We start from the raw sequence: 22,845 nt of genomic DNA on the forward strand, positions 1-22,845 counted from the left end.
AACCCTTATAGAGAAAGGCATTTAGCGATTTTTGTCAATTGTTTTTGCTCTAGAGCGAACTAATCAATTAAGTCTCTTGCCAGATAAGGATTTAGTCGATTTATGCCCCCCTATCGAACCATAACAAGTAACGAAGAGCCAAATTCCTGAGAAGGTAAAAAGTTACTTGGAGGAGAAATAAAGCGAAAAACTCCTTTTCGCCAACTCCAAAAATCGGGGGACTTTTTGCGTAAATTTACTTCCACTGTGCTTGTTACCCAAAGAACGATGGAATAGGGAAATTCTCGCAATCCTTCCCTTGTCCATTGCAGATAACCAAAAAATTTATCTAGTTCCGATTTTTCCTGTTGCCATTCGGTCGCAACGCGCTCGCTACGCGAGATCGAGTGTAGTTTTTCCACTCCTGTGGTTGTGATCACGGCGTTTTTGCTTTGTAGTAACTCTGGTTTTCTGGAGACTAAACTAGCAATTGCTGCTCTTAAACTCGGTTCTTTTTGATCTAAATCAATCCGATAACAAGGGATTACTGGTTCTAATTCTTTGCTATAGCGATCGATGATTTCTTCTCGCAATTTTTCCTGATCACACACACAAATCAATATATTTAATCTCTCTTGATTTGCCTCTAGAGACACGATTAAACCTTCGTATTCTCTTTCATTTTGGTCAATAATTGAAGATGTTTCATCATTCATAATAAGTGGATAGGTGTTAAAAACTGTCAGATACCCCCATTAGGTAGGGTTGATTCATGAATCGACCCTACTATGAATCAACCCTACTATGAATCAACCCTAGGGGTTTGGGGGGTTCTACCCCCCAAAAGACTGGATTGATGACACAAACCTAAAAAGCACAGTTTTTAAACTGCACCGATCGAGGGATAATATAACCTTGATATTGACAATGGCGACTGATGAAAATTTTAATTATGGGTGGAACCCGATTTATCGGTGTTTCTTTGACTAAAGTGTTAGTAGAACAGGGTCATGAAGTAGTATTATTCAATCGTGGCAATAAACCCGCTCCGGTTGCCGGAGTACGACAGATTCATGGCGATCGCACTGATGCCTCACAACTTAAAGAAAAGCTTAAAAATGAAAGCTTTGAGGCAATTTTCGATAATAATGGCAGAGAATTAAGTGATACTCAGCCCCTCGTCCAAATTTTTAGGGACAGAATCCAGCATTTTGTCTATGTTAGCTCGGCGGGGGTTTATCTAAAATCCGACCAAATGCCCCATAAAGAAGGGGATAAACTAGATCCCAAAAGTCGCCACAAGGGAAAACACGAGACAGAAAACTATTTAAGCGAGATGGGTTTACCCTGGACTTCCATCCGTCCAGTCTATATCTACGGACCGGGCAACTATAATGACCTAGAAGCTTGGTTTTTTGACCGTTTGGTTCGTAATCGTCCTATTCCTATACCCGGTCATGGGGAACATTTTACCCAATTTGGTCACGTTGCCGATCTAGCTAAGGCCATGGCCGCAGTATTGGGTAATTCTCAGGCTATCGGTCAAGTGTATAATATTTCAGGCGATCGCTATGTAACTTTTAACGGTTTAGCAAAAGCTTGCGCGGCAGCCATGGGGAAAAATGCCGAGGAAATTGAGATTGTTAACTATAACCCCAAAAAATTTGACTTCGGCAAAAAGAAACCTTTCCCCCTGCGGGTTCAACATTTTTACGCTGATATTAATAAAGCTACCCGGGAGTTAAACTGGCAGCCTGAATATGATCTCGTCAGTGGTTTAACAGACTCCTTCCAGAATGATTATCTCGCTTCCGGTCGCGATCAGCAAGAAATAGACTTGGCGATCGATGACCAGATCTTGGCAAACCAATAAAATTAATTTTCTGGTGGAAGTGGGGAAGTGGGGAAGTGGGGAAGTGGGGAAGTGGGGGAATTTTAACTAAAACCCCAACACCCCAACACCCTAAAACCCTAACCCCCAAACTGATGCAGCCTTAACCGGTTATTGGACATTCCACCAACCGAAAGCTGGCCCGACAAAACGAATAACCACCCAAACCCCAGCTAAAACTCCTATACCAATCCAGGCACCCCTAGTGGTTAACTTGTAAGCTTGGGCCGCTTGACTTTTGGTAATTGGTAGCCAAGGCAGGATATTTTCTTCCTGTCCATACTTATCACCCAGGGCCGATTGACGACGTTTTGATTCACCCATACTAATGTCAGTTATTAAGAGGTTTTTCTCTGATTGTATATCGAAAGACAACAGGCCACACCCAATCCTAGTCCCTGAAGGAGGGCGATCAAAACTGACGGCCGATGACTGACTATTATAGAATTAAAGGTTGCGACTGAAACGAGAATGATAATTATGGCAACCATTAACAGTAATTACTTAAAACTAAAAGCGGGTTATCTTTTCCCGGAAATTGCCCGACGAGTCCAAGCTTTTGCGGCAGCCAATCCTGATGCTAATATTATCCGTCTGGGGATTGGGGATGTCACCGAACCTTTGCCCCAAGCTTGTCGCGAGGCCATGATCAAAGCGGTGGAGGAAATGGGCGATCGCTCTAGCTTTAAGGGTTACGGGCCCGAACAGGGTTATGCTTGGTTAAGGGAGAAAATCGCCGTCCATGATTTTCAGGCTCGCGGCTGTGATATAAATGCCGATGAAATCTTTATTTCCGACGGTTCTAAGTGTGATACGGGCAATATTCTCGATATTTTTGGAGATAATAACTCGATCGCTGTTACTGACCCAGTATATCCCGTTTACGTCGATACTAACGTTATGGCTGGACACACGGGAGAGGTCAACGAACGCGGCGAATACGAGGGCTTGATTTATCTGCCAATTACCGCCGAAAATAACTTTACTGCCCAGATTCCGACGGAAAAAGTCGATTTAATCTATCTCTGTTTTCCCAATAATCCCACCGGGGCCACGGCTACCAAAGAACACTTGACAGCTTGGGTTAATTATGCTAGGGCAAATGGATCGATTATCTTTTTTGATGCAGCCTACGAGGCCTTTATCACCGATGCCAGTTTACCCCATTCCATCTACGAAATCGAGGGGGCGCGGCAATGTGCGATCGAATTTCGCTCTTTTTCTAAAAATGCCGGTTTTACCGGGACCCGTTGCGCTTTAACCGTGGTTCCCCAAAGTCTGATGGCCAAAGCGGCCGACGGCAGCGATGTGCAACTCTGGAAACTGTGGAATCGTCGGCAATCGACCAAATTTAACGGCGTTTCCTACATTGTCCAACGGGGGGCCGAGGCGGTTTATTCCCCGGAAGGACAAGCACAAGTACAAGAACTTGTCAAGTTTTATTTACAAAATGCAACAATTATCCGAGAAAAATTAACCGCTGCTGGTTTAGAAGTCCATGGCGGTGTCAATGCGCCCTACGTTTGGGTAAAAACGCCCCAGGGTCTATCAAGTTGGGATTTCTTCGATAAACTGCTACATACCTGTAATGTGGTGGGGACCCCTGGCTCCGGCTTTGGGGCTGCCGGAGAGGGTTATTTCCGGCTATCGGCTTTTAATAGTCGTGCCAACGTCGAGGCCGCTATGGAAAGAATTATCAGTAAATTTCAAGGCTAATGGTCAAAAGAGGGATGTTTGCGGAAGCATCCCCCAACAACCCCATCGGGAAATAATTGATAGACTGGTAACTACTCACCGACAACGGCTCACCGATGCGACCCTTTTGGTTAGAATCCTTACAGGTAGAAAGATTAACGATCGCAATTGCTGGCCTACCGGCACATCTGCAAGGGATCAAGTTGGTGCAGTGGTCAGATCTGCACTGCGATGCACAGCATTTGCCTGTAGCTGTCCTGCAAGAAGCGATCGCCATTACTAATCAGGAAAAACCCGATCTCATCTTCCTGACGGGGGATTTTATTACCGATAGTCCCCAGCCAATTTTTACCCTGGTAGATAGCATAAAAGCTCTCGAAAGTCAAGGGGGTATTTATGCTTGTTTAGGAAATCATGACAGTTATCTTCCCAACGCCAGGGAAACGGTGAGATCAGCCTTAACTAGCGTGGGAATTCGGGTACTCTGGAATGAAATCGCCACACCCTACGGCGAAAATTTTCCCATCGTCGGATTGGCCGATTATTGGTCTGGGGAATTTTTCCCGCAAATCCTCGAGCAAATTTCCCCCGATATACCCAGACTCATCCTTTCCCACAATCCCGATACAGCCATGATTTTAAAGGATTGGCGCGTGGATTTGCAGTTATCCGGTCATACCCACGGAGGTCAAGTGACTATCCCGGGTATGGGTTCCCTACCGATAATTTTAGAGGAACTTAGGCGATCGCTGCCCGAACCCTATAGTCAATGGCTCCCCTTTCATCGGCAGTTTAGCAGAGTAGTCCGATACTGGCAATGGTCCGAGGGATTTCATCGAGTCGGGGACAATCAATTATATGTGAATCGAGGCTTAGGAACCTATTTTCCCGGTCGTCTTTTTTGTCCCCCCGAAGTGACGGTAATTACTTTGATCAACGGCAGTTAGTCTTGAATCAGTGATCAGTGATCAGTCGTCAGATTTGAGTTTTTAGTGAACGGTATTAAATAGAAGTTTCCTAATGTCTTTTCACTGTTTACTTTTTTACTGATCCCTAATAAGCTGTTCGTAATTTAAATTGCTTGTTGAGACGAGGCAAGAGGCAAAAGGCAAGACCCCCCCGATGTCGGGGGGGTTGGGGGGGGGAAATTCGGCTAATCTAAAAATAAGCGGTTTAAATACGTCTTAGCTTACCATTTTTCTAAAGTAATGGCAGAACGTAGGTTGGGTTGAAGCATGAAACCCAACTAAACCCTACACCCCACACCCTACACCCCACACCCTGGAAAAACTTTTTCAGCAAACCCTAACTAAATGACTGAGCAAGATACTGACTGGATAGGTTTGATGATCGGCAATTCTCGGCTACATTGGGGGTATTTTCGCGGTCAAACCCTGTTAGCTTGTCTCGATACTCCCCACCTGAGAGAACCCCTAGGTGATGAATTTTTGCAACAAATTTTCCCTAAACTCTTGACAAATAAATGCAACTCTGCATTAGTTGTCGCCTCGGTGGTTCCTAGCCAAAGGGAATTATGGGCAAATTATGGCAATTTACGGATAATTACTTTAAAAGATATTCCTTTACTGAATTTATATCCAACATTCGGCGTCGATCGAGCTTTAGCTGTCTTAGGTGCGGGAAAAAAATACGGATTTCCCTGTTTAGTAATTGATGCGGGAACAGCCTTAACTTTTACGGGAGTGGATGGGGATAAAAAGCTAGTGGGGGGGGCAATTTTACCCGGTTTAAAGGTGCAATTAGCCAGTTTAAGGGAACGGACGGCAGCCTTACCAGAGGTGTCCTTACCGGAAAGATTACCGCAGATGTGGGCAAAGGAAACAGCAGAAGGTATAAGAAGTGGGATAATTTATACAATTTTGGCGGGAATAGAAAAATTCAGTCTGGAATGGTTAAATTTATATCCAGAGAGCGGGATAATTTTAACAGGGGGAGATGGGGACTTAATTAGGGATTACTGGCAAGAAAAGGCCATTAAATCACCCCTAGTGGATAAGACGATCATTTTTGAGGGAATTGCCGCAATTAAGGGAATCTCCTCCTGTTTAATTGACAAAAGCGAACCTATCTAGTAAAGTCGGAGAAAGTTTTCTCAACTTGAGAAATTTCTCAACAACTAGGCAAAAAATTCAGGATATAGTTATGGCGATCGTTCTAGTAACCGGTTCTGCTGGTTTAATCGGTTCCGAATCAGTGAGGTTTTTTTGTGATCGGGGTTATACTGTCGTCGGTATCGATAATAATATGCGTCAGGTATTTTTTGGCGAAGACGCTTCAACGGAGTGGAATCGAGCCAAATTATCGCAAGATTACGGGGATAAATACATTCACCATGCTGTGGATATTCGGGATCATGAAGCTATTGCAGATATATTTAAAACCTATAGTCATGATATATCCTTAATTATCCACACGGCGGCGCAACCTTCCCACGATTGGGCAGCAAAGGATCCCTATATGGATTTTAGTGTCAATGCTAACGGAACTTTAGTATTATTAGAAAATACTCGTCAACACTGTCCCCAAGCAGTATTTATTTTCTGTTCCACCAATAAAGTTTATGGCGATAGACCGAATGAATTGCCTTTAGTAGAAAAAGAATTACGTTGGGAAATCTCGGAAAATCATCCTTATTTTGCTCATGGTATTGACGAGTTGATGAGTATTGATGCTTGTAAACATTCTTTGTTTGGTGCCTCGAAAGTGGCGGCGGATGTGTTGGTACAGGAATACGGGCGTTATTTTGAGATGAAAACTGCCTCTTTTCGTGGCGGTTGTTTAACCGGTCCAAGTCATTCGGGAACCCAATTACACGGGTTTTTATCCTACTTAATGAAATGTACGATGATTGGCAAAGAATACAGTATTTATGGGTATAAGGGTAAGCAGGTACGCGATAACATTCATAGTTACGATCTCGTCAATGCTTTTTATCATTTTTATCAAACTCCGCGAGTAGCAGAAGTTTATAATATCGGGGGTAGTCGCTTTAGTAATTGTTCCATGTTAGAAGCTATTCAAGAATGTGAAGCGATTGCGGATAAAAAGTTAAACTGGCAGTATGTAGAGACTAATCGTATTGGTGATCATATCTGGTGGATTTCTGATGTGAGTAAGTTTAAAAATCATTATCCTGATTGGCAGTTAACCTACACAGTAACAGATATTCTCAAAGAGATTTTTAGTCAAAACGTTAGCCGTTGGACTTAGGGTAAATCAAGAATTATTCTGGTCAATTTTTATCTGCTAGTTTCCCCTCGTTACAAAAGTGATTTTTAGCCAAATATACTGCTAGTAATTCAGGGAATCTGTCAATTAGTTAACCAGAGGAGATTAATGATGTTATCAATAGCAACATTGACCTAGAAAAACTAAACCAGATCATATTTTAAGATACTATTATGTTAACTAAAATCTACAACAATAAAATTTTCCGATTTCTCATTGCTGGGGGAGTGGCATTTCTAATCAACTTATTCTTAATTTATTGGTTCATTGATGACTTGGGATTTAATACCCCATTGCTCAAAAATGTGGCCAACGTTATCTCTATAGAAATATCTTTAATTGCCAGTTTCTTTATCTATAGAATCTGGGTGTGGACTGGAGGAGATTGGACAATTAGAGATGTGATTTTGATACAACTTCCTCTCTATCATCTCTCGGCAGGTTTAGCAGTTTTACTGCGAGTTTTTTTGATATTTCCCTTCTTAAACTGGTTAGGACTTAGCCCTGGAGTTAACACAATGATTGGGGTTTTACTGGGAGCTAGTATTAATTATGTTGCCAGTGATAGCCTAATTTTTAAACCCAAGAATAAGACTAATGAGACAGAAATGTACTATCCCGAAGGATTAGCACCAGCTTTCGAGATGGACGGTTACTCTCACCCACGTCAATCAAGGGATAACTATGCAGTAAAAACCCTATCAATAATTATCCCTGCTTACAACGAAGAAGATTGCATCGAAAGCACTACTCACTTAATCTCTGAACGTTTAGAACGGGATAAAATTGATTATGAAATCCTAGTGGTTAATGACAATAGCAAAGATAACACCGAGGCAGTTCTGCAAAAAATCAACCAAGAAAATCCTCGGATTCGCTACATCAATAACTATTATCCCAATGGTTTTGGTTTTGCGGTGCGATGTGGATTAGAAAATTTTAGCGGTGATGCAGTGGCAGTAGTAATGGCAGATAATTCAGACTCTCCCGATAACATGGTGGACTATTATTATAAACTGCAAGAGGGCTACGATTGCGTTTTTGGTTCTCGTTTTATCAAAGGAGGAAAAGTTATTGATTATCCCATGCACAAGTTATTCATTAATCGTTTGGCTAATCTCTTCATTCAAGTTTTATTTGGGCTAAAATTTAATGATACCACTAACGCCTTTAAAATCTATCGTAAGGAGGTTATCGAAGGAATCTCACCTCTACTATCTCACCATTTTAATTTAACAGTAGAGATGCCCTTAAAAGCAATCGTGCGAGGATATTCCTACACGACAATTCCCATCACTTGGCGCAATCGTACCACGGGGATTTCCAAGTTAAAAATCAAGGAAATGGGCAGTCGTTATTTATTTATAGTTCTCTCTATCTGGTTAGAAAAACACCTTTCTCGAGGCGACTATAAGCGCAAACGGAAAAAAAATCAAGTTGTTTGATAATTATCATCTAGTGGAGTATTTTTGATGACTAGGCAAGTGTTAATTACTGGTGGTGCGGGTTTTGTGGGCAGTTCCTTAGGTTTAGGATTAGCCCAACTCTATCCCGACTGGAAAATTATCGCTTTAGATAACTTAAAACGTCGCGGTTCTGAATTAAATCTTCCCCGTCTCAAACAAGCGGGAATTGAGTTTGTTCATGGAGATGTCAGAAATGCAGAAGACTTAGAAGTATCCGCTTTGCCAGTGGATTTAATCCTAGAATGTTCGGCAGAACCTTCTGTTTTAGCTGGTTATAATTCCCCTGGCTACGTTTTGCAAACCAACTTAATTGGAACGATTAACTGTTTAGAATTAGCTAGACAAACCCAAGCAGATTTTATTTTTCTCTCCACTAGCAGAGTTTATCCCATCGCCTATCTTAATCAATTAAACTATACAGAAACAGATACTCGTTTTCAGTTATCTGAACAGCAAGATTTACCTGGGGTTTCTGCTTTTGGTATCGCGGAACAATTTCCCTTAGATTTGCCCCGTTCTCTCTACGGTTCCACTAAGTTAGCATCGGAATTGATTATTAATGAATATGGGGATGCCTATGGATTAAGAACTTTAATTAATCGTTGTGGAGTTTTAACTGGTCCTTGGCAGATGGGAAAAGTTGATCAGGGAGTTTTTGCCCTTTGGATAGCTAATCATTACTTTCAGAAGTCCTTAAAATATATCGGTTATGGGGGTACAGGGAAACAGGTTAGAGATTTTCTTCATGTAGCTGATTTACTCGATTTAATCGATATTCAGATTGCTAATTTAGAACAATTCAAAGGGCAGACTTTTAATGTGGGGGGTGGGCAAGATTTTTCCTTGTCCCTTTATGAAACTACAAAACTATGTCAAGAAATCACGGGCAATAGTATAATGATTGAGGCAATTCCCGAAAATCGCACCGGAGATATGCCAATTTTTATCACTGATTCCCGCAAAATCAGTTCTATAACTGGATGGCAACCCCAGCGAGACGGTAGAAAATTAATCCAAGATATTTTTGATTGGATTTATGATCATGAAAAGGAATTAAAAGGTATTTTTTAACTGAACAATTATGCAGAAAAAATCTTTCAAATCACCTGTAGTCGTCAAGGGAATACTAATTATCATTACCGCCTACTTTTTTCTGGCAAATTTGCCTATTATTGATTGGCTAGAAATTGGTTTAGATGCTTCTTGGGCTTTTGCTATTAGTGATGCTGCCCATAAACAGTTAATTTTTGGCCAAGATATTATCTTCACCTATGGACCCCTAGGCTATCTGGTTCATGGCACATCTTTAAATCACAACTTTTCCCAAATTATCTATTTTCGCTGGTTGATACACCTTTGTCTATTAGGGGTGGTTATTCTCAGATTATTATTTATTAAAAGCTATAGCAATCAAATAGTTTTTGTGCTGTCAATTATTTTTGCTACCCTAGTAGGAAATCCCTACAACAGTATCGGCTTTACTGTTGATTATCAGATAACATTTATCCTTTTGATACTCATGTCTTTTGATAACTTTTTTCAAAAGTACATCAATTATTTAGCTATAGCTATTGGCATGATCACTGGTTTCTCTATACTCACCAAACTAACTTTAGGAATTTATCTAGCAGGCAGCCTGTTTATCTACATATTTGTTAATATTTTTCGGGGATATTTTCAAAAGTCACCATCGATAGTTATAAAAAATGTTCTCGCTGGTATCAACTTAACTTTAAGCATTCCTTCTATTGCCTTTATTTTTCTCTATCCAGCCTCTTATAACCGAGCCTTTATTCACATTATAGTTAATCTTTGCATTGCTGGAGGAGTGGCTTTAACTCTCTGGTTTATCGTCAGATCTGCCCGCCTATCGGCACCGCCCTTATTAAGGGGGGCAGGGGGGATCAAAGGCAAAATCTATCTTCTATTTAACCAGAATCACTTACTTAACTTGTTACCTTTGTTAGTATTTTATGGGCTTTATGGGTTACTTCTCCTCCAAACAATTAATCTAGATAATTTTCCCTCTCTTATGGGATATTTAAGCAATTCTTGGCAAATTTCTTCTGGTTATTCCAGTGCGATGAGTATTGTAGGAAATTACCAGCATTTACTCATTGCCTTGCTCTGCTTTGCCTTAAGTTTGCTTTTAATGTCTCTGGCAATTATAGACCAAAACCCTAGTCTCGCTATTGCCTATATTTTTCCTATATTTTTATCATTTAAGCATGGATTTGTTAGGCAAGATGCTCACGTTGTTGTTTTTACACTTGTGGTTATTGTCTCAGCTTCTCTCTATACAATAATTATTAAAAATTCTCGGTTTAAGAAAATTGCTTATTGTTCTTGGGGAATAATTTTTTTGGGATGTATTATTATCACCTCTAGTCCTAATTGGACTATATTGGAAAATGCTGGCCAGTGGAGTAATTTCAGTCCCGATAGAGTGGTTAATAATATCGGGGTTGTCATTTCCTCTATGCTTAATCCCACAGAATTAAAAATGCGAGGTGAAAGGAGTACAACTAAAAATTTACAAGTCATTGCTGCCGCTACCAAAATACCCGATTCTGTGCTGGAAAAAGTGCAAGGCAAAACTATTGATATAATTCCCTGGGAATTTTCACTTATTCCGGGCAATCAGCTTAATTGGAAACCGAGGCCGATTATTCAATCCTATTCTGCTTATACAGAAAAACTGGATGAACTAAATTATCAAAGCTTATCTCAATCTCCCAGAGATTATCTGATTTATCACTTTCAAGCTATTGATGGCAGACATCCTTTTTTTGATGAACCTAATGCCTTTTCCTATGTGGTTTGTAATTATCAACTTGACTCGGTAAATTCGCCCTTCCAAGTCCCCGCAATCAAAACCAACTTTTATCTTCTAGAAAAACAAAAAGTCAGTCGTTGCATTCCAACCCCTCTAGGAGAGACTACTAATGTTACTTGGGATCAAGTCTATGAATTACCTACTCGTAATAGTGGGATTACTCGTGTTCAAGTTAAATTTGAATATTCTTGGTTGGGTAAAATAGTCAAACAACTCTTTAGAATCCCTCCCGTGATAATTAACGTTAATTATCTCGATGGAACTCAAGCCAATTTTCGCTTTCTTCAAGACAATTCAGCTAATGGAGTTATACTTAGTCACCTACCAAGAAATGATCAGGAATTAATGGCATTTTTTCAAGGAAAATTACCACCACAAGTCAAATCTTTTAGCTTTTCTGTCAGTAATCCTCTGCTATTCTCCCCAGAAATAAAAGTAACGCCTTTTTGGGAAGTTGACACTGGTTCATAATCTTTCTTGAACCTTGAAAAGCGGTTAATATCTCTGGAAAATGGAGAATAGGGAACTCGAATCCCTGACCTCTGCGGTGCGATCGCAGCACTCTACCAACTGAGCTAATTCCCCATATATAGGCCATAATAGCATTTTTGAGCAGAAAATCCTAGTAACTGGCAAGGGATCGAGGGGCAAAAAATCGAGCGGCTTGCCTCTGGAAAACTTTAAAATGGAAAAAGTAATCTTGAGGATGATAACTAATGGCGATACTATGCTTAGAGAATGGGACAACCTATACCCAGTTAGCCGATATTAGTCTGGAATTGGCCAAATTAAATGTTACTTTAAACTATTGGCCGATCGAAAACGAAGCCACTCGTCAGCTACTTAAGCAAGCTTCTCTCACTGACGAAGAAAAAGAAATAGTTTTAACCAGCTTAGACGGTTATTTTGAGCAACTTAAACAAGAAGCGGGTTATCAAGCTAGAGATTTAATCGTTTTACACCCTGAAATTGCCAATCTCGACACTTTACTGGCAAAGTTCGAGCGCTGTCACACCCACGCTGACGATGAGGTGCGTTATATCATTGATGGGGAGGGAGTTTTTGGCTTTGTCTTTGCCGATGGTTCTCAGGGGGAATTAACTATTCAACCTCAAGAATATATCAATGTTCCCGCCCATAGCGAACACTGGTTTCACCTCACTGCCAGTAAACGAGTTAAAGCAGTGCGTTACTTCACCACTACCGCCGGATGGGTTCCCGAATATACGGAAACCGTCATTCGTTTTCCTAGTTTAACAGCCGTGTAGCCTTTGGTTTTTTGGCGATCGCTTTCCCAATAAGACAGATGAGTTTTGCAGGGATGGCAACGCCGGCAGCAACAATCTGTTAAGCGGCAAATCTGTCCTGTTGAAAAATCTCCCGTCTAGTGCCTAGCTTGACGGGAGATTGTCTTAATTCGGGGGATTGGCGTGATAGATTTAGTCTAAGCCGAATTGATTGCCCCGTTTGTACTGTAAATAGGCGGCAACGAACAAACCCGCTAGGGTAATGGGAATTAAGCCTAGGGTAATCCCTAGCACTAAAGGTTCAATCACGTCTGTACTCCTTGGATTAGCAATTTTTCACCCGTATTTTATCCTAGCAGGGGTTGCTCGCGAAAGATAGGGCGATCGTACATACTTCTTAAGTGGAGTGTGGGGTAGTGGGGTGTGGGGTGTGGGGTGTGGGGAATTTAGCTGAAATTTCCCTAAATCCCCATCTCCCTAAATCCCTGTTTCCTGACGAACAACTCCCCAAAAGGAAAACTTTACTATTAAGATAACTGCTGTACTTTAGGGACTTGCGCTTTGATAATGTACCTTTTGGGCGAACGCAGTTCGCCCCTACATTGTGGACAAAATCCGTTACTGTAGGGGCGCAAAGCTTGCGCCCTCCGATCGATTGGGATATTATTCCCACGCAAGTCCCTTAGGAGCGATCGAGAAAAAATTTTCTCAATTTGCCTTTACCCCAAGAGCGATCGATTTCGTGCCAGAGATTGTGGAGACAAAAAACCACTGCGAGACAGAGAGTAACCGCAAGGATTTGAGAGAAACTTTCCCTTTGCCAAAATTTGGCCATTGCCTCCGAAATTACCCGCGTTACCCGATAAGCTTCCAAAAAACCCTCGATCGAGCCGAGAATCAGTGCTGCTAGGGTATAAACAAAGGTTCGATACAGAACGCTAACGTAACGGGGACGATTTTCTAACCATTCTAGCTTCATGGCTGCGTCGAGAATGGCCACGGTTTTTGCGGCAATGATCGCTCCTACGATCGCTTTACCCAAAACGTAGGTGGTAATCGAATACTCTTCCAGAAATAATTTCATGATCAGAAGAATATAACCGAAAGCCAAGAAAAAAAAGATGGCAAGAGAACCGATTTTTTTAAATTCCTTTTTAATTGCTTCCATTGATTTTTTTGGACATTTTCTCCCAATATAGCGGCTGCGTACCATAACTATAAGCTATAGTTAATTATTTATTGCAGCTATTCTCTCAACTCTACCAGCAAGTCTGAGCGCTGATAACTAAACTGATGCTTGAAACTAATTACAGCTTGATTGTCGATAAAATGAGGATTACCGAGGGGATCGACGGCACTGAAAGCGTAGAAATAACGGCGTGCTAGGGGCGGAAAATCGCTAAAATCGAAGATTGTGTCACCTTTGGCCACATCTGCCCAAAAATTTCGTAATTTTGGGGCTAATTCCTCCGCTAGACTCACGGGAAGATTGAGGGGATGGCAGGTTAATAAACGCATCATAAAAGGATAAGAGCGATCGCCTAACCATTGCCGAGAAATAGTGGGTAAATTCTCCCATCCGGGTATATTTTGCAGATGAAAGGATTCTATGGCTAATTCAACCGTGTTTTCGCAATATTCTAACACCCGGTAGGGATGGGGATAACTGACGAGGGAACCAGTGGTAATTTCATAGATACCTCTAGCAAAAGCCAGATCCTGCACGTGGAGATGGCCGGTAATCAACAATTTTACGCCGTTTTCCTGTAGTATATCGAGCAGTTCTACCGCATTAGCCAACATATAGCGTTTACCTAATTCATGATTGCTTTGTCCGGGTAAATGCTCGATCACGTTATGATGGATCATCACCATCACTAGATCGTTTTTTAGCGCGGGTAAAGTCTGTTTTAACCAATGCAATTGTTCTACATCTAAACTGCCAATTTGTTTACCTTGCTCATCAAATTGATTAGAATTAAGACCGATTAATTGCACTCCGGGTAAAATTTCTTTTTGGTAGTATATTTGTTCGGGGTCGCCGTAACCAAATTGTTGATAATAGAAGGGAAAATCTGCTAAACCGATCTGGTTTTCTGTTGCGGTTAAACTCAAAACATCATGATTACCCGGCACCACATAGACGGGAAAGGGTAAAGTGGCTAAACAATCGGCTAACCAACGATGATTTTCTGGTTCACCATCTTGGGTTAAATCGCCAGCAATCAGCAGAAAATCGAGGTTAAGGGTGATGAGATGGTCTAAAACAATTTTTAAAGCGGGAATACTCACTTCCACCAGATGAAAGCGATTAGAATGGTTCAAAATGGTTGTGGGTAAAGCGATATGAGGATCGCTGAGAATGGCGAAACGGAAATTCATCGCATTCAATTGGGCTAAATATCGGTAAACTGGATTGATCGAGGAGAAATGAGGAGAAAATATCTTTGGCTAAAGTTCGCGTTCGTCAGCACGTCAATCCCTTAAGTCATAAATATCGCCATCCGATCGCTCCCCCCGATTGGGATCAAGTTTATCAGGATCTGACGCCACCTCTCCATCTTGACATTGGTTGTGCGCGGGGTAAATTTTTGTTACAAATGGCCCAAGTATATCCAGAAATTAATTTTTTGGGGATTGAAATTCGTCAACCTTTGGTAATGGAAGCGAATCAGGAACGGGAAAGGTTAGGATTAAAAAATCTCGCTTTTGTTTTTGGCAATATGAATGTTACCCCAGAAATTTTACTGCAATCTTTGCCCGCAGATAAGTTATTTTGGGTGTCGATTCAATTTCCCGATCCTTGGTTTAAACAGCGTCACAGTAAGCGTCGAGTCGTGCAGCCGGAATTAGTCATAGCTTTGGCTAAGTATATGGTATCTGGAGGCTGGGTTTTTTTACAGTCGGATGTGGAATCGATCGCCCTGGAAATGACGGAGAGATTTCAAGCACATCCCCATTTTGTTCGGCAACATCAAACCCCCTGGTTAGCGGAAAATATTTTTCCCGTAGCGACGGAGAGGGAAAAGTCCACTTATAATAAAGGTCAACCGGTTTATCGATCGCTTTTTCGAGTTCGGTAGCTTCAGTTAAAATATTTTGGCACTGTCTGAAATCATGGTTATAAATCTCGACTCACCCCTAATACTTGAGGAGAATAATCGCCCTCCTGTATCTCAATTGCTGGAATTTCTCTTAGCAACAGAAAAAAACCATAAAAAAACTAAAGAAAATCTTACTTTTGAGGCTTTAGTGGGTACTTGGCGATTATACTTGATCACGGGAACTCAAAAAGCGAAAAAGAGAGCGGGAATTGTTTTGGGTAAGGGGCGCTATCTACCATCCTGGTTAAAAATTACCATCTCTTACCAAAGAAATGAGAGCTTAGAACTGGGAGAATTTATCTCTGGAACCGTCAGCAATCAGATATTTTTAGGGGCAGTCAAACTATCTGTAAGCGGTCCGGTTAAGTTTTTTCCTAAAACCCGTCTTCTCGCCTTTGATTTCACCAGGCTCAACCTAACCCTATTTAATCGCTCTCTCTATTCAGGTTTTATTAGAAATGGCCAGGTAAGTGAAGCGAATTTTTATCAGGAAAGTATCAAAAAACAGGCATTTTTTGCCTATTTTCTGATCACAGAAACAATGATAGCAGCCCGGGGACGAGGGGGAGGATTAGCCCTTTGGGTAAAAGAGATAAGTGGGACAAAACTAGCTGAAAAATAAATTATTAGAGGAGAAATAGATGGGATATTCTATCGAGGTAGATGGGACAAATTTTGACAGTGAAGTGATCGAGAAGTCCTATCTAAATACAGTGATTTTAGACTTTTATGCTCTCTGGTGTGGACCCTGTAAATTGGTAAAACCGATGCTAGAAAAACTAGCAAGTGAATATAATTTTATCCTGGCAAAAATAGATATAGATAAAAATCCCGAATTAGCCGAACAATTCGATGTGGAAGGAGTTCCCGATGTGCGAATTGTCAGCAAGGGAGAAGTGTTACCCTGTTTTGTCGGTGCTTTGCCAGAAGAACAAATTAGAGACTTATTTTCCCGTCTCGATTTACAATCGGAATTAGAAACAGGATTAGCAGAAATCCAAGAAGCGATCGCCCTCGATAATTTGCCCGCAGCTAAACAATTATTCGATCGTCTTTTCCCTAAATATCCCAACGAACCGCGATTAATTATTATGGCGGTAAAATTTCTCATGCGTCTGGAAAAATGGTCAGATGCTTACCGATTAATCAGTGCTATTAAAGAGGAAAATCCTGTTATTAAAGGTTGGAAAACTCTCCTAGAATTTCAACAGTTAAAACCAGAAAATAATCCCCTCGATCCGATATTTTTTACTGGGATTAATTTCGCTTTAAAAGAAGATTATGCCGCCGCTTTAGATAAACTGATCAGCCTGGTGGGAGAAAGTAGAAAATATCGTCAGGATGGCGCAAGAAAAGCCATGTTAGCGATATTTCAGATTTTGGGAGTTAGTCATCCCCTCACCCAAGAATACCAAGCAAAGTTAACATTTCTGCTTTACTAGGTAGGGTTTACTGAAAAAGTTTGTTTGTGGGGTTAGGAGTCGGTCAAAACTAAAGCAATTACCCTAGAAATTTCAACAAATCTATTCCTCGAATTTCTGTTGACAACCCCCAGGGAATTGCTAGAGACAAGACAGTTTATTTGTGGCGAATCATTTCATAGAGGGCAACGTATTCTTCCCCAGGGCCATTCCAAGAGTAATCGCATTCCATGCCTTGAATCGCTAATTTTTGGAATTCTTCCGGTTGAGTGTACCACAATTCTAATGCCCGGGACATGGCTGATTCGAGGGCATTATTATCGGGATCAAAAAAGACAAAACCATTGCGTTCTTCCGGTTTGTGATAGGTATCATAATCGCGATCAAAAACCGTATTAACTAAACCACCAACTCCCCGGACAATAGGAACAGTTCCATATTTTAAGCTGATTACTTGTGTCAGTCCGCAGGGTTCAAAATTACTGGGAACCACAATCATATCGGCCCCCGCATAAATGAGGTGAGATAATTCCTCATTAAAGCCCAATTCAATATGAACATCAGGGTTATTATTGAGGTGATTTTTCTCGTGCCAGAACCAGTTATTAATTAACGATTCGGTGGCGGAACCTAAGAGGACAAATTGCGCCCCGCGAGCTAAGGCATAATACATGGCATGGTGAACTAAATGTACGCCTTTTTGGTCATCTAAACGACCGACATAACAAATTAAGGGTTTTTCTGCTTCATCTCTTAACCAGAGTCTTTCTCGCAGTGCCTTCTTATTGCGTGCCTTCTCGGAGAAGCTATCAACACCATAGGGTGCAGGAATAAATTTATCTACTTCTGGGTTCCAGATATTGTAATCTAAACCGTTGAGAATGCCAGTAAATTTGTGTTGATGCTGGTGAATTGTATGGCCTAAACCGTAACTAACATCGGTGTGGTGTGCTTCCCAAGCATGGTGGGGCGAGACGGTATTGAAATAGTTGGCAAAAACGATCCCACCTTTCATAAAATTAATCACAAAAGGGTTGAAGTTATCGCGCAGTCGGGCATAGCTAAAGTAGTAAGAATCGTTATTTAATCCTGTTGCCCAGAGAATTTCTGCACCTCCAAATCCTTGATGTTTAAAGTTATGGATGGTGTAAAGAACGCGCTGATTGCCCATACCATGATATTTATAAATTTCAAAAAGTAAGGGCGGAATTAAACCGGTTTGCCAGTCGTGACAATGAATTATATCGGGACGTTTATTACTTCTGAGCAAAAATTCTAAAGCGGCTTTAGAGAAGAAGGCAAAACGCATATTATCGTCTTTACAGCCGTAGTAAGTACCGCGATTAAAGAAATTATCCCCCGAATTGGGTTGAATAAAGAAACACAAGCGCCCGTGTACCCAACCACAAAAAACGTTACAGTGAATTGCCCCACCGTACCAAGGCACCCACAGGTCCCGATAAGCCTCGTGTAAGCCCCAAATTTGGTCGTAGCGCATACAATCATACATGGGTAGGATTAGCTCCACGCAATGACCGCGAATTTCCAATTCTCGACTCAATCCATATACCACATCCCCCAATCCCCCAGCTTTAATCACTGGGGCGCACTCAGAGGCAACCTGAACTATATACATATATCAATACTCCGTCGATTAATCTACAGGTCAGCTAGAAGCAATTTTTACAAAAGTATACAAGCTTCTGTGATTAAGTGGGTGGGTGGAATTAAATATAAGATGAACGTAGGTTGGGTTGAAGCATGAAACCCAACCCCCGCTCATGTTACGCTACCGCTAACCCATCCTACAAATAATTGTGCCTCCCTACTTAAATGGCTCGATCGAATTGGTTGCGGGTTGGGGTGTTGGGGTAGTGGGGTGTTGGGGTAGTGGGGGAATTTAGCTGAAATTTCCCCATCTCCCTATCTCCCTATCTCCCTATCTCCCCATCTCCCTATCTCCCGGCTCCTAAAGATTAACAGCGTTTTAACTGTCCTAGGAGCAAAATCACCTCATCGATGCCGTTTCTGAGGGTAGTGGCGGGTTTATCGCTGTTATTGACGGTTATGCTAAAGATTAGGGGTTGATTGTCGGCGGTTTCTAGATAACCGGCGAGAGCGGTAACTCCGGTTAAAGTCCCGGTTTTTGCCTGTAATCGTCCTTCTAGGGGAGTCTGGCGAAATCTATTGGTTAAAGTGCCATCAATGCCACCAATGGCTAAAGAACGACGATAATCAGGGTTTTCTGCCATTAGTTGTAATATTTGACCTAAAGTCTTGGGTTTAATCAGGTTTTGTCGTGATAGCCCCGAACCATCGCCGATTTTATAACTATCGCTGTTAATTCCCAGTTTTGTTAAAGTTTCTTGCAATCCCGAGACACCGCCGAGCATTTGTAGTAGGGTTTCGGCTAGTAAATTATCGCTATTTTTATTGACTTTTTCCACCAAATATGCTAGGGGTTCTGATTCTAAATTGGTGATTTCATAACCGAGAATTTCTGAGCTAATTTCCGCATTTTTAACGGTAATTCCCGCTTTTTCAAGGATATTACGCCAGCGATCGAGGAAATACTCCGAAGGTTGGGGAATAGCTAAATTAAAATCATCTTGACTATCAATCGCCAGAGAACCAGTGATAATTAGGCGATTATTGGCTAAATTGCCCTTAATTGCCAGAGTATTCGGGCTTCCTTGCGCTGCGGTGCTGGTTTGATTCTCAATTAGCCATTGTTTAGCGGCAATGGGATCAGACCATTGTAAATCTAAGCTTTGCCCCAATTGTCGCGGTAAAAGCCTTAAATTGACGGAATTTTCGTTCAAAACCAAGCTAGAAGCGGGTACAGCATAGTCAAAAAAGACATCTTCCCATTCCCAGGTTTTTTGACTATCGGAGACGACAAAAGGACTAGCAACGATAATTAAACGAGAAATTGAGTTAATTCCCCCTGCTTTTAACTTTTCTGCTAATTTTTCTAACTTTTCTGTGGTTATGGTTGCATCTCCCCTCCCGACTAAGGTTAAAGTCTCTAAATTGGGGGGGTTGCCTTGGGCTAAAATGGGGGTTTTCAGACGATAATCGCGGTTAAATTTGCTAAAAGCGGCGGCAGTAGTTAATAATTTTGCGGTAGAAGCGGGAGTAAAAAAGTTATTTTCGTGGAGACTATAGAGATTTTCCTGAGAATTGAGGGATTTTACTAAAATTCCCCAATAAGCGCCTTGATAATCGGGTTGGGACAAAATGCGATCGATCTCGGTGGCTAAGTCTGCCGGACAGATAAACTGGGAAGGGGGGGAATTGTCTTGACTGATGGGGGTTGCGAGGGTGACGGGATGGTTTACCCAGAGAAATAGGGAACAAGTCCCCAAGAGAAAAGATAATTTCGATCGGCGTGTTAGCATAGAATTAAATCTTGGCAGTAAATAAATTGACTCTAATTTAGCAGCCTTAGTGACCATATTGTCCTAGTTACTCGATAGATTCAGTTAGGGATTGATCCGAGATATTCTCTATCCTTTTTTGCCCAGAAAGTTTCTTGATTCCGTCAAATTTCTATACATTCGCGAGGATATTTTTATGAGTTATGATTTTGATTTATTCGTGATTGGTGGTGGTTCTGGGGGTATTGCCACCGCTAGACGGGCAGCCGAATACGGGGCAAAAGTGGGATTAGCAGAATACGATCGCTTGGGAGGAACCTGTGTTAATCGTGGTTGTATTCCCAAAAAATTAATGGTTTATTCTAGTCGTTTTCCGCAACTATTTAAGGATGCGGAAGGTTACGGTTGGAGTCCAGTAGAGAGTCAGTTAAATTGGCAAAAATTAATTAGCGCCGTTAATCAGGAAACTATCCGTTTAAATGGCATTTATCAAAAGATGCTCGATAATTCTCAAGTGACGCTTTTTCCTAATTATGCCAAGTTTCTTGATACCCATACCCTAGAGGTGGGAGAGGAGAAAATTACTGCCGATAAAATTTTAATTGCCGTGGGGGGACATCCCGTTAAACCTGATATTCCGGGGATTGAACATACGGTAGTTTCTGATGCCATGTTTCAACTGCCAGAACAACCAAAAAGAATTATAGTTTTAGGGGCGGGATATATTGGGGTAGAATTTGCCGGTATTATGCACGGATTAGGGACGGAAGTGGTGCAGTTAATCCGTAAAGACAAGATTTTAAGAGGGTTTGATGAGGATATCCGCGATGAGATTCAAGGGGAAATGATCCGTCAGGGAATTAAAATTATGCCCGAAACTTTCCCCACTTCGATCGAGAAAACTGACGAGGGGTTAAAGGTACATATTCAGGGGAAAGAAACCTCAGAAATCTTATTTGTTGATGCCCTAGGTTTAGCCGCTACGGGAAGAATTCCTAAGTTGGAAAAATTGGGCTTAGAGAATGTCAATGTCGAGGTCAAAAATGGTGCAATTGTTGTCAACGACTATAGCCAAACCAGCGAAGATAATATCTATGCCGTGGGCGATTGTACCGATAAAATTAATTTAACTCCCGTGGCGATTAATGAGGGGCGAGCTTTTGCCGATACAGTCTTCGGTAATAAACCCCGGTTAATGAGTTATGAAAACGTTCCTTCGGCAGTATTTTCTACTCCTGAAGCTGCGACGGTGGGATTAACAGAATTGCAAGCAAAAAAACAATATGGTGACACGGGGATTAAAGTTTATCGGTCTAAATTCCGCCCCGGTTACAATGTTTTACCAGACCGAGAGGACAAAACTTTGATGAAATTAGTTGTCCATCAGGAAAGTGGTAAAATTCTCGGAGCGCACATGGTGGGAGATCACGCCGCCGAAATTATTCAAGGAGTAGCCATTGCCGTAAAAATGGGTGCAACAAAAGCCGATTTTGATGCCACTGTCGGCATTCATCCCAGTGCTGCCGAGGAATTCGTCACCATGCGTTAATTAACAATTTTAGGTGTGTTAAACCAACCTAACACACCAGAGAAAATTAACCCTTTTGGCTATTGACAATTGAGCCATTTTATGATTTTTTTTCGGCTAATTTTTGAGCCAGATTTAAGATATCGGAGGGGATCATAATGATGGTACTGGTGTTATTTTCCGCTCCAATTTCCGTTAACATTTGTAGGCGGCGTAATTCCAAAGCGGCGGGATTTTCCATGATTAATTGGGAAGCTTCCGCTAATTTTAGGGAGGCTTCCTGTTCTGCGGCAGCTTTAATCAAACGGGCCCGTTTTTCTCGCAAAGCTTCCGCTTCCTTGGCCATAGCTCGCTGCATACCGGTGGGAATTTCCACATCTTTCATCTCCACTCGTTCGATATCAATGCCCCAAGGTTCGCTAATTTCATCGACAATTTGTTGAACTGCGTGATTAATTTCGTCTCGTTTTTGCAAGACATCATCGAGACGATTTTGACCAACTACATTTCTTAAAGTGGTCATGGCCGCTTGATAAACGGCCGCAGGATAGGATTCAACTTTATTAATCGCTTTGCTAGGGTCGATAATGCGATAGTAGAGAACCGCATTAACCTTTATTGTGACATTATCGGCGGTGACAGTTTCTTGCGGGGCGATATCGACGGTTTTGGTGCGAATATCCACCCGCATTTTTTGGTCAACTAGGGGAATGATCCAGTACAGTCCGGGGCCTTTGGTGTCTTGATAACGCCCTAGACGATAGATAACACCACGCTGGTATTCTCGATCGATTTTAAAGCCATTTAACCCCAGAATGCCCGCTACCAACAGCAAGGGTGCTAAAAATTCCATATTAATTACCACTTATCGGGTTCAAGTTAATCGGTGTGCGGTGACATCTCAATGGCCATCTCCTCGCTCCTGACCACTAATACATTCATTCTAGACAGTAACCGGGCTGTCGGGGAAACTCATAACGAAATATTACAATTTTTAGGAATTGCCTAACCAGCAGGGATGACTCGACTTCCAGACCCCGACCTGAGAT

At 41.6% G+C, this 22,845-nt stretch carries 20 protein-coding genes, 1 tRNA gene and 1 pseudogene; 13 read left to right on the forward strand and 9 right to left on the reverse strand.

Translation table 11 applies throughout. The features are described 5' to 3' along the window. Positions 1 to 140 precede the first annotated feature (140 nt). A pseudogene (locus O9324_RS03320) lies at positions 141 to 695 on the reverse strand (tetratricopeptide repeat protein); the annotation flags it as partial. A gap of 221 nt (positions 696 to 916) precedes the next feature. Here O9324_RS03320 and O9324_RS03325 point away from each other — a divergent pair. After that, positions 917 to 1,852 (forward strand): NAD-dependent epimerase/dehydratase family protein, encoded by a 936-nt coding sequence (locus O9324_RS03325; RefSeq protein ID WP_288139465.1) that lies wholly within the window; start codon positions 917 to 919, stop codon positions 1,850 to 1,852. 129 nt (positions 1,853 to 1,981) lie between these two features. Here the strand turns inward: O9324_RS03325 and O9324_RS03330 are convergent, their stop codons facing one another. Next, the gene (locus tag O9324_RS03330; protein WP_002737353.1) at positions 1,982 to 2,194 is read right to left on the reverse strand and encodes a DUF2839 domain-containing protein; all 213 of its coding nucleotides are present in this window, start codon (positions 2,192 to 2,194) and stop codon (positions 1,982 to 1,984) included. 156 nt (positions 2,195 to 2,350) lie between these two features. Between O9324_RS03330 and O9324_RS03335 the strand changes: the two genes are divergently transcribed. The 7 genes from O9324_RS03335 (at position 2,351) to O9324_RS03365 (ending at position 11,587) form a co-directional block, all read left to right on the forward strand. Then, the gene (locus O9324_RS03335; RefSeq protein WP_288139466.1) at positions 2,351 to 3,586 is read left to right on the forward strand and encodes an LL-diaminopimelate aminotransferase; all 1,236 of its coding nucleotides are present in this window, start codon (positions 2,351 to 2,353) and stop codon (positions 3,584 to 3,586) included. 95 nt (positions 3,587 to 3,681) lie between these two features. Next, the gene (locus O9324_RS03340; RefSeq protein WP_288139467.1) at positions 3,682 to 4,512 is read left to right on the forward strand and encodes a metallophosphoesterase; all 831 of its coding nucleotides are present in this window, start codon (positions 3,682 to 3,684) and stop codon (positions 4,510 to 4,512) included. Positions 4,513 to 4,878: 366 nt separating this feature from the next. Then, entirely contained in the window at positions 4,879 to 5,658 is a 780-nt protein-coding gene (locus O9324_RS03345; RefSeq protein WP_288139468.1) for a pantothenate kinase, read from the forward strand. 70 nt (positions 5,659 to 5,728) lie between these two features. Then, the gene (locus tag O9324_RS03350) at positions 5,729 to 6,796 is read left to right on the forward strand and encodes an NAD-dependent epimerase/dehydratase family protein (protein WP_061431064.1); all 1,068 of its coding nucleotides are present in this window, start codon (positions 5,729 to 5,731) and stop codon (positions 6,794 to 6,796) included. A gap of 191 nt (positions 6,797 to 6,987) precedes the next feature. Next, positions 6,988 to 8,259 carry a glycosyltransferase gene (locus O9324_RS03355; protein WP_288139469.1) on the forward strand — a complete coding sequence of 424 codons (1,272 nt, stop codon included), beginning with the start codon at positions 6,988 to 6,990 and terminating at the stop codon, positions 8,257 to 8,259. A gap of 27 nt (positions 8,260 to 8,286) precedes the next feature. Next, entirely contained in the window at positions 8,287 to 9,351 is a 1,065-nt protein-coding gene (locus O9324_RS03360; RefSeq protein ID WP_288139470.1) for an NAD-dependent epimerase/dehydratase family protein, read from the forward strand. A gap of 10 nt (positions 9,352 to 9,361) precedes the next feature. Then, positions 9,362 to 11,587 carry a hypothetical protein gene (locus O9324_RS03365; protein WP_288139471.1) on the forward strand — a complete coding sequence of 742 codons (2,226 nt, stop codon included), beginning with the start codon at positions 9,362 to 9,364 and terminating at the stop codon, positions 11,585 to 11,587. Positions 11,588 to 11,628: 41 nt separating this feature from the next. Here O9324_RS03365 and O9324_RS03370 read toward each other — a convergent pair. Beyond that, positions 11,629 to 11,701 (reverse strand) — tRNA-Ala (locus tag O9324_RS03370). A gap of 131 nt (positions 11,702 to 11,832) precedes the next feature. Here O9324_RS03370 and O9324_RS03375 point away from each other — a divergent pair. Further along, entirely contained in the window at positions 11,833 to 12,384 is a 552-nt protein-coding gene (locus tag O9324_RS03375) for a 1,2-dihydroxy-3-keto-5-methylthiopentene dioxygenase (RefSeq protein ID WP_288139472.1), read from the forward strand. 171 nt (positions 12,385 to 12,555) lie between these two features. Here the strand turns inward: O9324_RS03375 and petG are convergent, their stop codons facing one another. The 3 genes from petG to O9324_RS03390 form a co-directional block, all read right to left on the reverse strand. Continuing rightward, positions 12,556 to 12,672, reverse strand: a complete 117-nt coding sequence (petG, locus tag O9324_RS03380; protein WP_004162585.1) for a cytochrome b6-f complex subunit V — start codon at positions 12,670 to 12,672, stop codon at positions 12,556 to 12,558. 373 nt (positions 12,673 to 13,045) lie between these two features. Beyond that, positions 13,046 to 13,531 (reverse strand): hypothetical protein, encoded by a 486-nt coding sequence (locus tag O9324_RS03385; RefSeq protein ID WP_288139473.1) that lies wholly within the window; start codon positions 13,529 to 13,531, stop codon positions 13,046 to 13,048. A 77-nt stretch (positions 13,532 to 13,608) separates the two neighbouring features. Then, positions 13,609 to 14,745, reverse strand: a complete 1,137-nt coding sequence (locus O9324_RS03390) for a metallophosphoesterase family protein (protein ID WP_288139474.1) — start codon at positions 14,743 to 14,745, stop codon at positions 13,609 to 13,611. 65 nt (positions 14,746 to 14,810) lie between these two features. Between O9324_RS03390 and trmB the strand changes: the two genes are divergently transcribed. Genes trmB through O9324_RS03405 form a run of 3 tightly spaced genes read left to right on the forward strand, consistent with a single transcriptional unit; the run spans position 14,811 to position 16,909 of the window. Beyond that, positions 14,811 to 15,446 (forward strand): tRNA (guanosine(46)-N7)-methyltransferase TrmB, encoded by a 636-nt coding sequence (gene trmB / locus O9324_RS03395; RefSeq protein ID WP_288139475.1) that lies wholly within the window; start codon positions 14,811 to 14,813, stop codon positions 15,444 to 15,446. Between the two features lie 34 nt (positions 15,447 to 15,480). Continuing rightward, positions 15,481 to 16,089, forward strand: coding sequence for a hypothetical protein (locus tag O9324_RS03400; protein ID WP_288139476.1), 609 nt, complete (start codon positions 15,481 to 15,483; stop codon positions 16,087 to 16,089). A gap of 19 nt (positions 16,090 to 16,108) precedes the next feature. Next, positions 16,109 to 16,909, forward strand: a complete 801-nt coding sequence (locus O9324_RS03405) for a tetratricopeptide repeat protein (protein WP_288139477.1) — start codon at positions 16,109 to 16,111, stop codon at positions 16,907 to 16,909. 136 nt (positions 16,910 to 17,045) lie between these two features. Here the strand turns inward: O9324_RS03405 and glgA are convergent, their stop codons facing one another. Together glgA and dacB are read right to left on the reverse strand one after the other, a co-directional pair. Continuing rightward, entirely contained in the window at positions 17,046 to 18,524 is a 1,479-nt protein-coding gene (gene glgA, locus O9324_RS03410) for a glycogen synthase GlgA (RefSeq protein WP_271954638.1), read from the reverse strand. A 340-nt stretch (positions 18,525 to 18,864) separates the two neighbouring features. Continuing rightward, positions 18,865 to 20,289 carry a D-alanyl-D-alanine carboxypeptidase/D-alanyl-D-alanine endopeptidase gene (gene dacB, locus O9324_RS03415; protein WP_288139484.1) on the reverse strand — a complete coding sequence of 475 codons (1,425 nt, stop codon included), beginning with the start codon at positions 20,287 to 20,289 and terminating at the stop codon, positions 18,865 to 18,867. Positions 20,290 to 20,464: 175 nt separating this feature from the next. On the opposite strand from dacB, the gene gorA reads away from it, so the two are divergent. Further along, the gene (gorA, locus tag O9324_RS03420) at positions 20,465 to 21,817 is read left to right on the forward strand and encodes a glutathione-disulfide reductase (protein WP_288139478.1); all 1,353 of its coding nucleotides are present in this window, start codon (positions 20,465 to 20,467) and stop codon (positions 21,815 to 21,817) included. A gap of 79 nt (positions 21,818 to 21,896) precedes the next feature. On the opposite strand, the gene O9324_RS03425 is transcribed toward gorA, so the two are convergent. Continuing rightward, a complete protein-coding gene (locus O9324_RS03425) occupies positions 21,897 to 22,649 on the reverse strand; it encodes a slipin family protein (RefSeq protein WP_288139479.1) in 753 nt (250 codons plus the stop codon). Between the last annotated feature and the right edge of the window lie 196 nt (positions 22,650 to 22,845).

This window comes from Microcystis sp. LE19-84.1B (assembly GCF_027531875.1).
Lineage (GTDB): Bacteria > Cyanobacteriota > Cyanobacteriia > Cyanobacteriales > Microcystaceae > Microcystis > Microcystis panniformis.

Excerpts from the sequence above, each read along its gene's own strand:
- O9324_RS03325 (WP_288139465.1), top strand. The coding sequence starts at position 917 with ATGAAAATTTTAATTATGGGTGGAACCCGATTTATCGGTGTTTCTTTG.
- O9324_RS03330 (WP_002737353.1), bottom strand. The coding sequence starts at position 2,194 with ATGGGTGAATCAAAACGTCGTCAATCGGCCCTGGGTGATAAGTATGGA.
- O9324_RS03335 (WP_288139466.1), top strand. The coding sequence starts at position 2,351 with ATGGCAACCATTAACAGTAATTACTTAAAACTAAAAGCGGGTTATCTT.
- O9324_RS03340 (WP_288139467.1), top strand. The coding sequence starts at position 3,682 with ATGCGACCCTTTTGGTTAGAATCCTTACAGGTAGAAAGATTAACGATC.
- O9324_RS03345 (WP_288139468.1), top strand. The coding sequence starts at position 4,879 with ATGACTGAGCAAGATACTGACTGGATAGGTTTGATGATCGGCAATTCT.
- O9324_RS03350 (WP_061431064.1), top strand. The coding sequence starts at position 5,729 with ATGGCGATCGTTCTAGTAACCGGTTCTGCTGGTTTAATCGGTTCCGAA.
- O9324_RS03355 (WP_288139469.1), top strand. The coding sequence starts at position 6,988 with ATGTTAACTAAAATCTACAACAATAAAATTTTCCGATTTCTCATTGCT.
- O9324_RS03360 (WP_288139470.1), top strand. The coding sequence starts at position 8,287 with ATGACTAGGCAAGTGTTAATTACTGGTGGTGCGGGTTTTGTGGGCAGT.
- O9324_RS03365 (WP_288139471.1), top strand. The coding sequence starts at position 9,362 with ATGCAGAAAAAATCTTTCAAATCACCTGTAGTCGTCAAGGGAATACTA.
- O9324_RS03375 (WP_288139472.1), top strand. The coding sequence starts at position 11,833 with ATGGCGATACTATGCTTAGAGAATGGGACAACCTATACCCAGTTAGCC.
- O9324_RS03385 (WP_288139473.1), bottom strand. The coding sequence starts at position 13,531 with ATGGAAGCAATTAAAAAGGAATTTAAAAAAATCGGTTCTCTTGCCATC.
- O9324_RS03390 (WP_288139474.1), bottom strand. The coding sequence starts at position 14,745 with ATGAATTTCCGTTTCGCCATTCTCAGCGATCCTCATATCGCTTTACCC.
- O9324_RS03400 (WP_288139476.1), top strand. The coding sequence starts at position 15,481 with ATGGTTATAAATCTCGACTCACCCCTAATACTTGAGGAGAATAATCGC.
- O9324_RS03405 (WP_288139477.1), top strand. The coding sequence starts at position 16,109 with ATGGGATATTCTATCGAGGTAGATGGGACAAATTTTGACAGTGAAGTG.
- glgA (WP_271954638.1), bottom strand. The coding sequence starts at position 18,524 with ATGTATATAGTTCAGGTTGCCTCTGAGTGCGCCCCAGTGATTAAAGCT.
- dacB (WP_288139484.1), bottom strand. The coding sequence starts at position 20,289 with ATGCTAACACGCCGATCGAAATTATCTTTTCTCTTGGGGACTTGTTCC.
- gorA (WP_288139478.1), top strand. The coding sequence starts at position 20,465 with ATGAGTTATGATTTTGATTTATTCGTGATTGGTGGTGGTTCTGGGGGT.
- O9324_RS03425 (WP_288139479.1), bottom strand. The coding sequence starts at position 22,649 with ATGGAATTTTTAGCACCCTTGCTGTTGGTAGCGGGCATTCTGGGGTTA.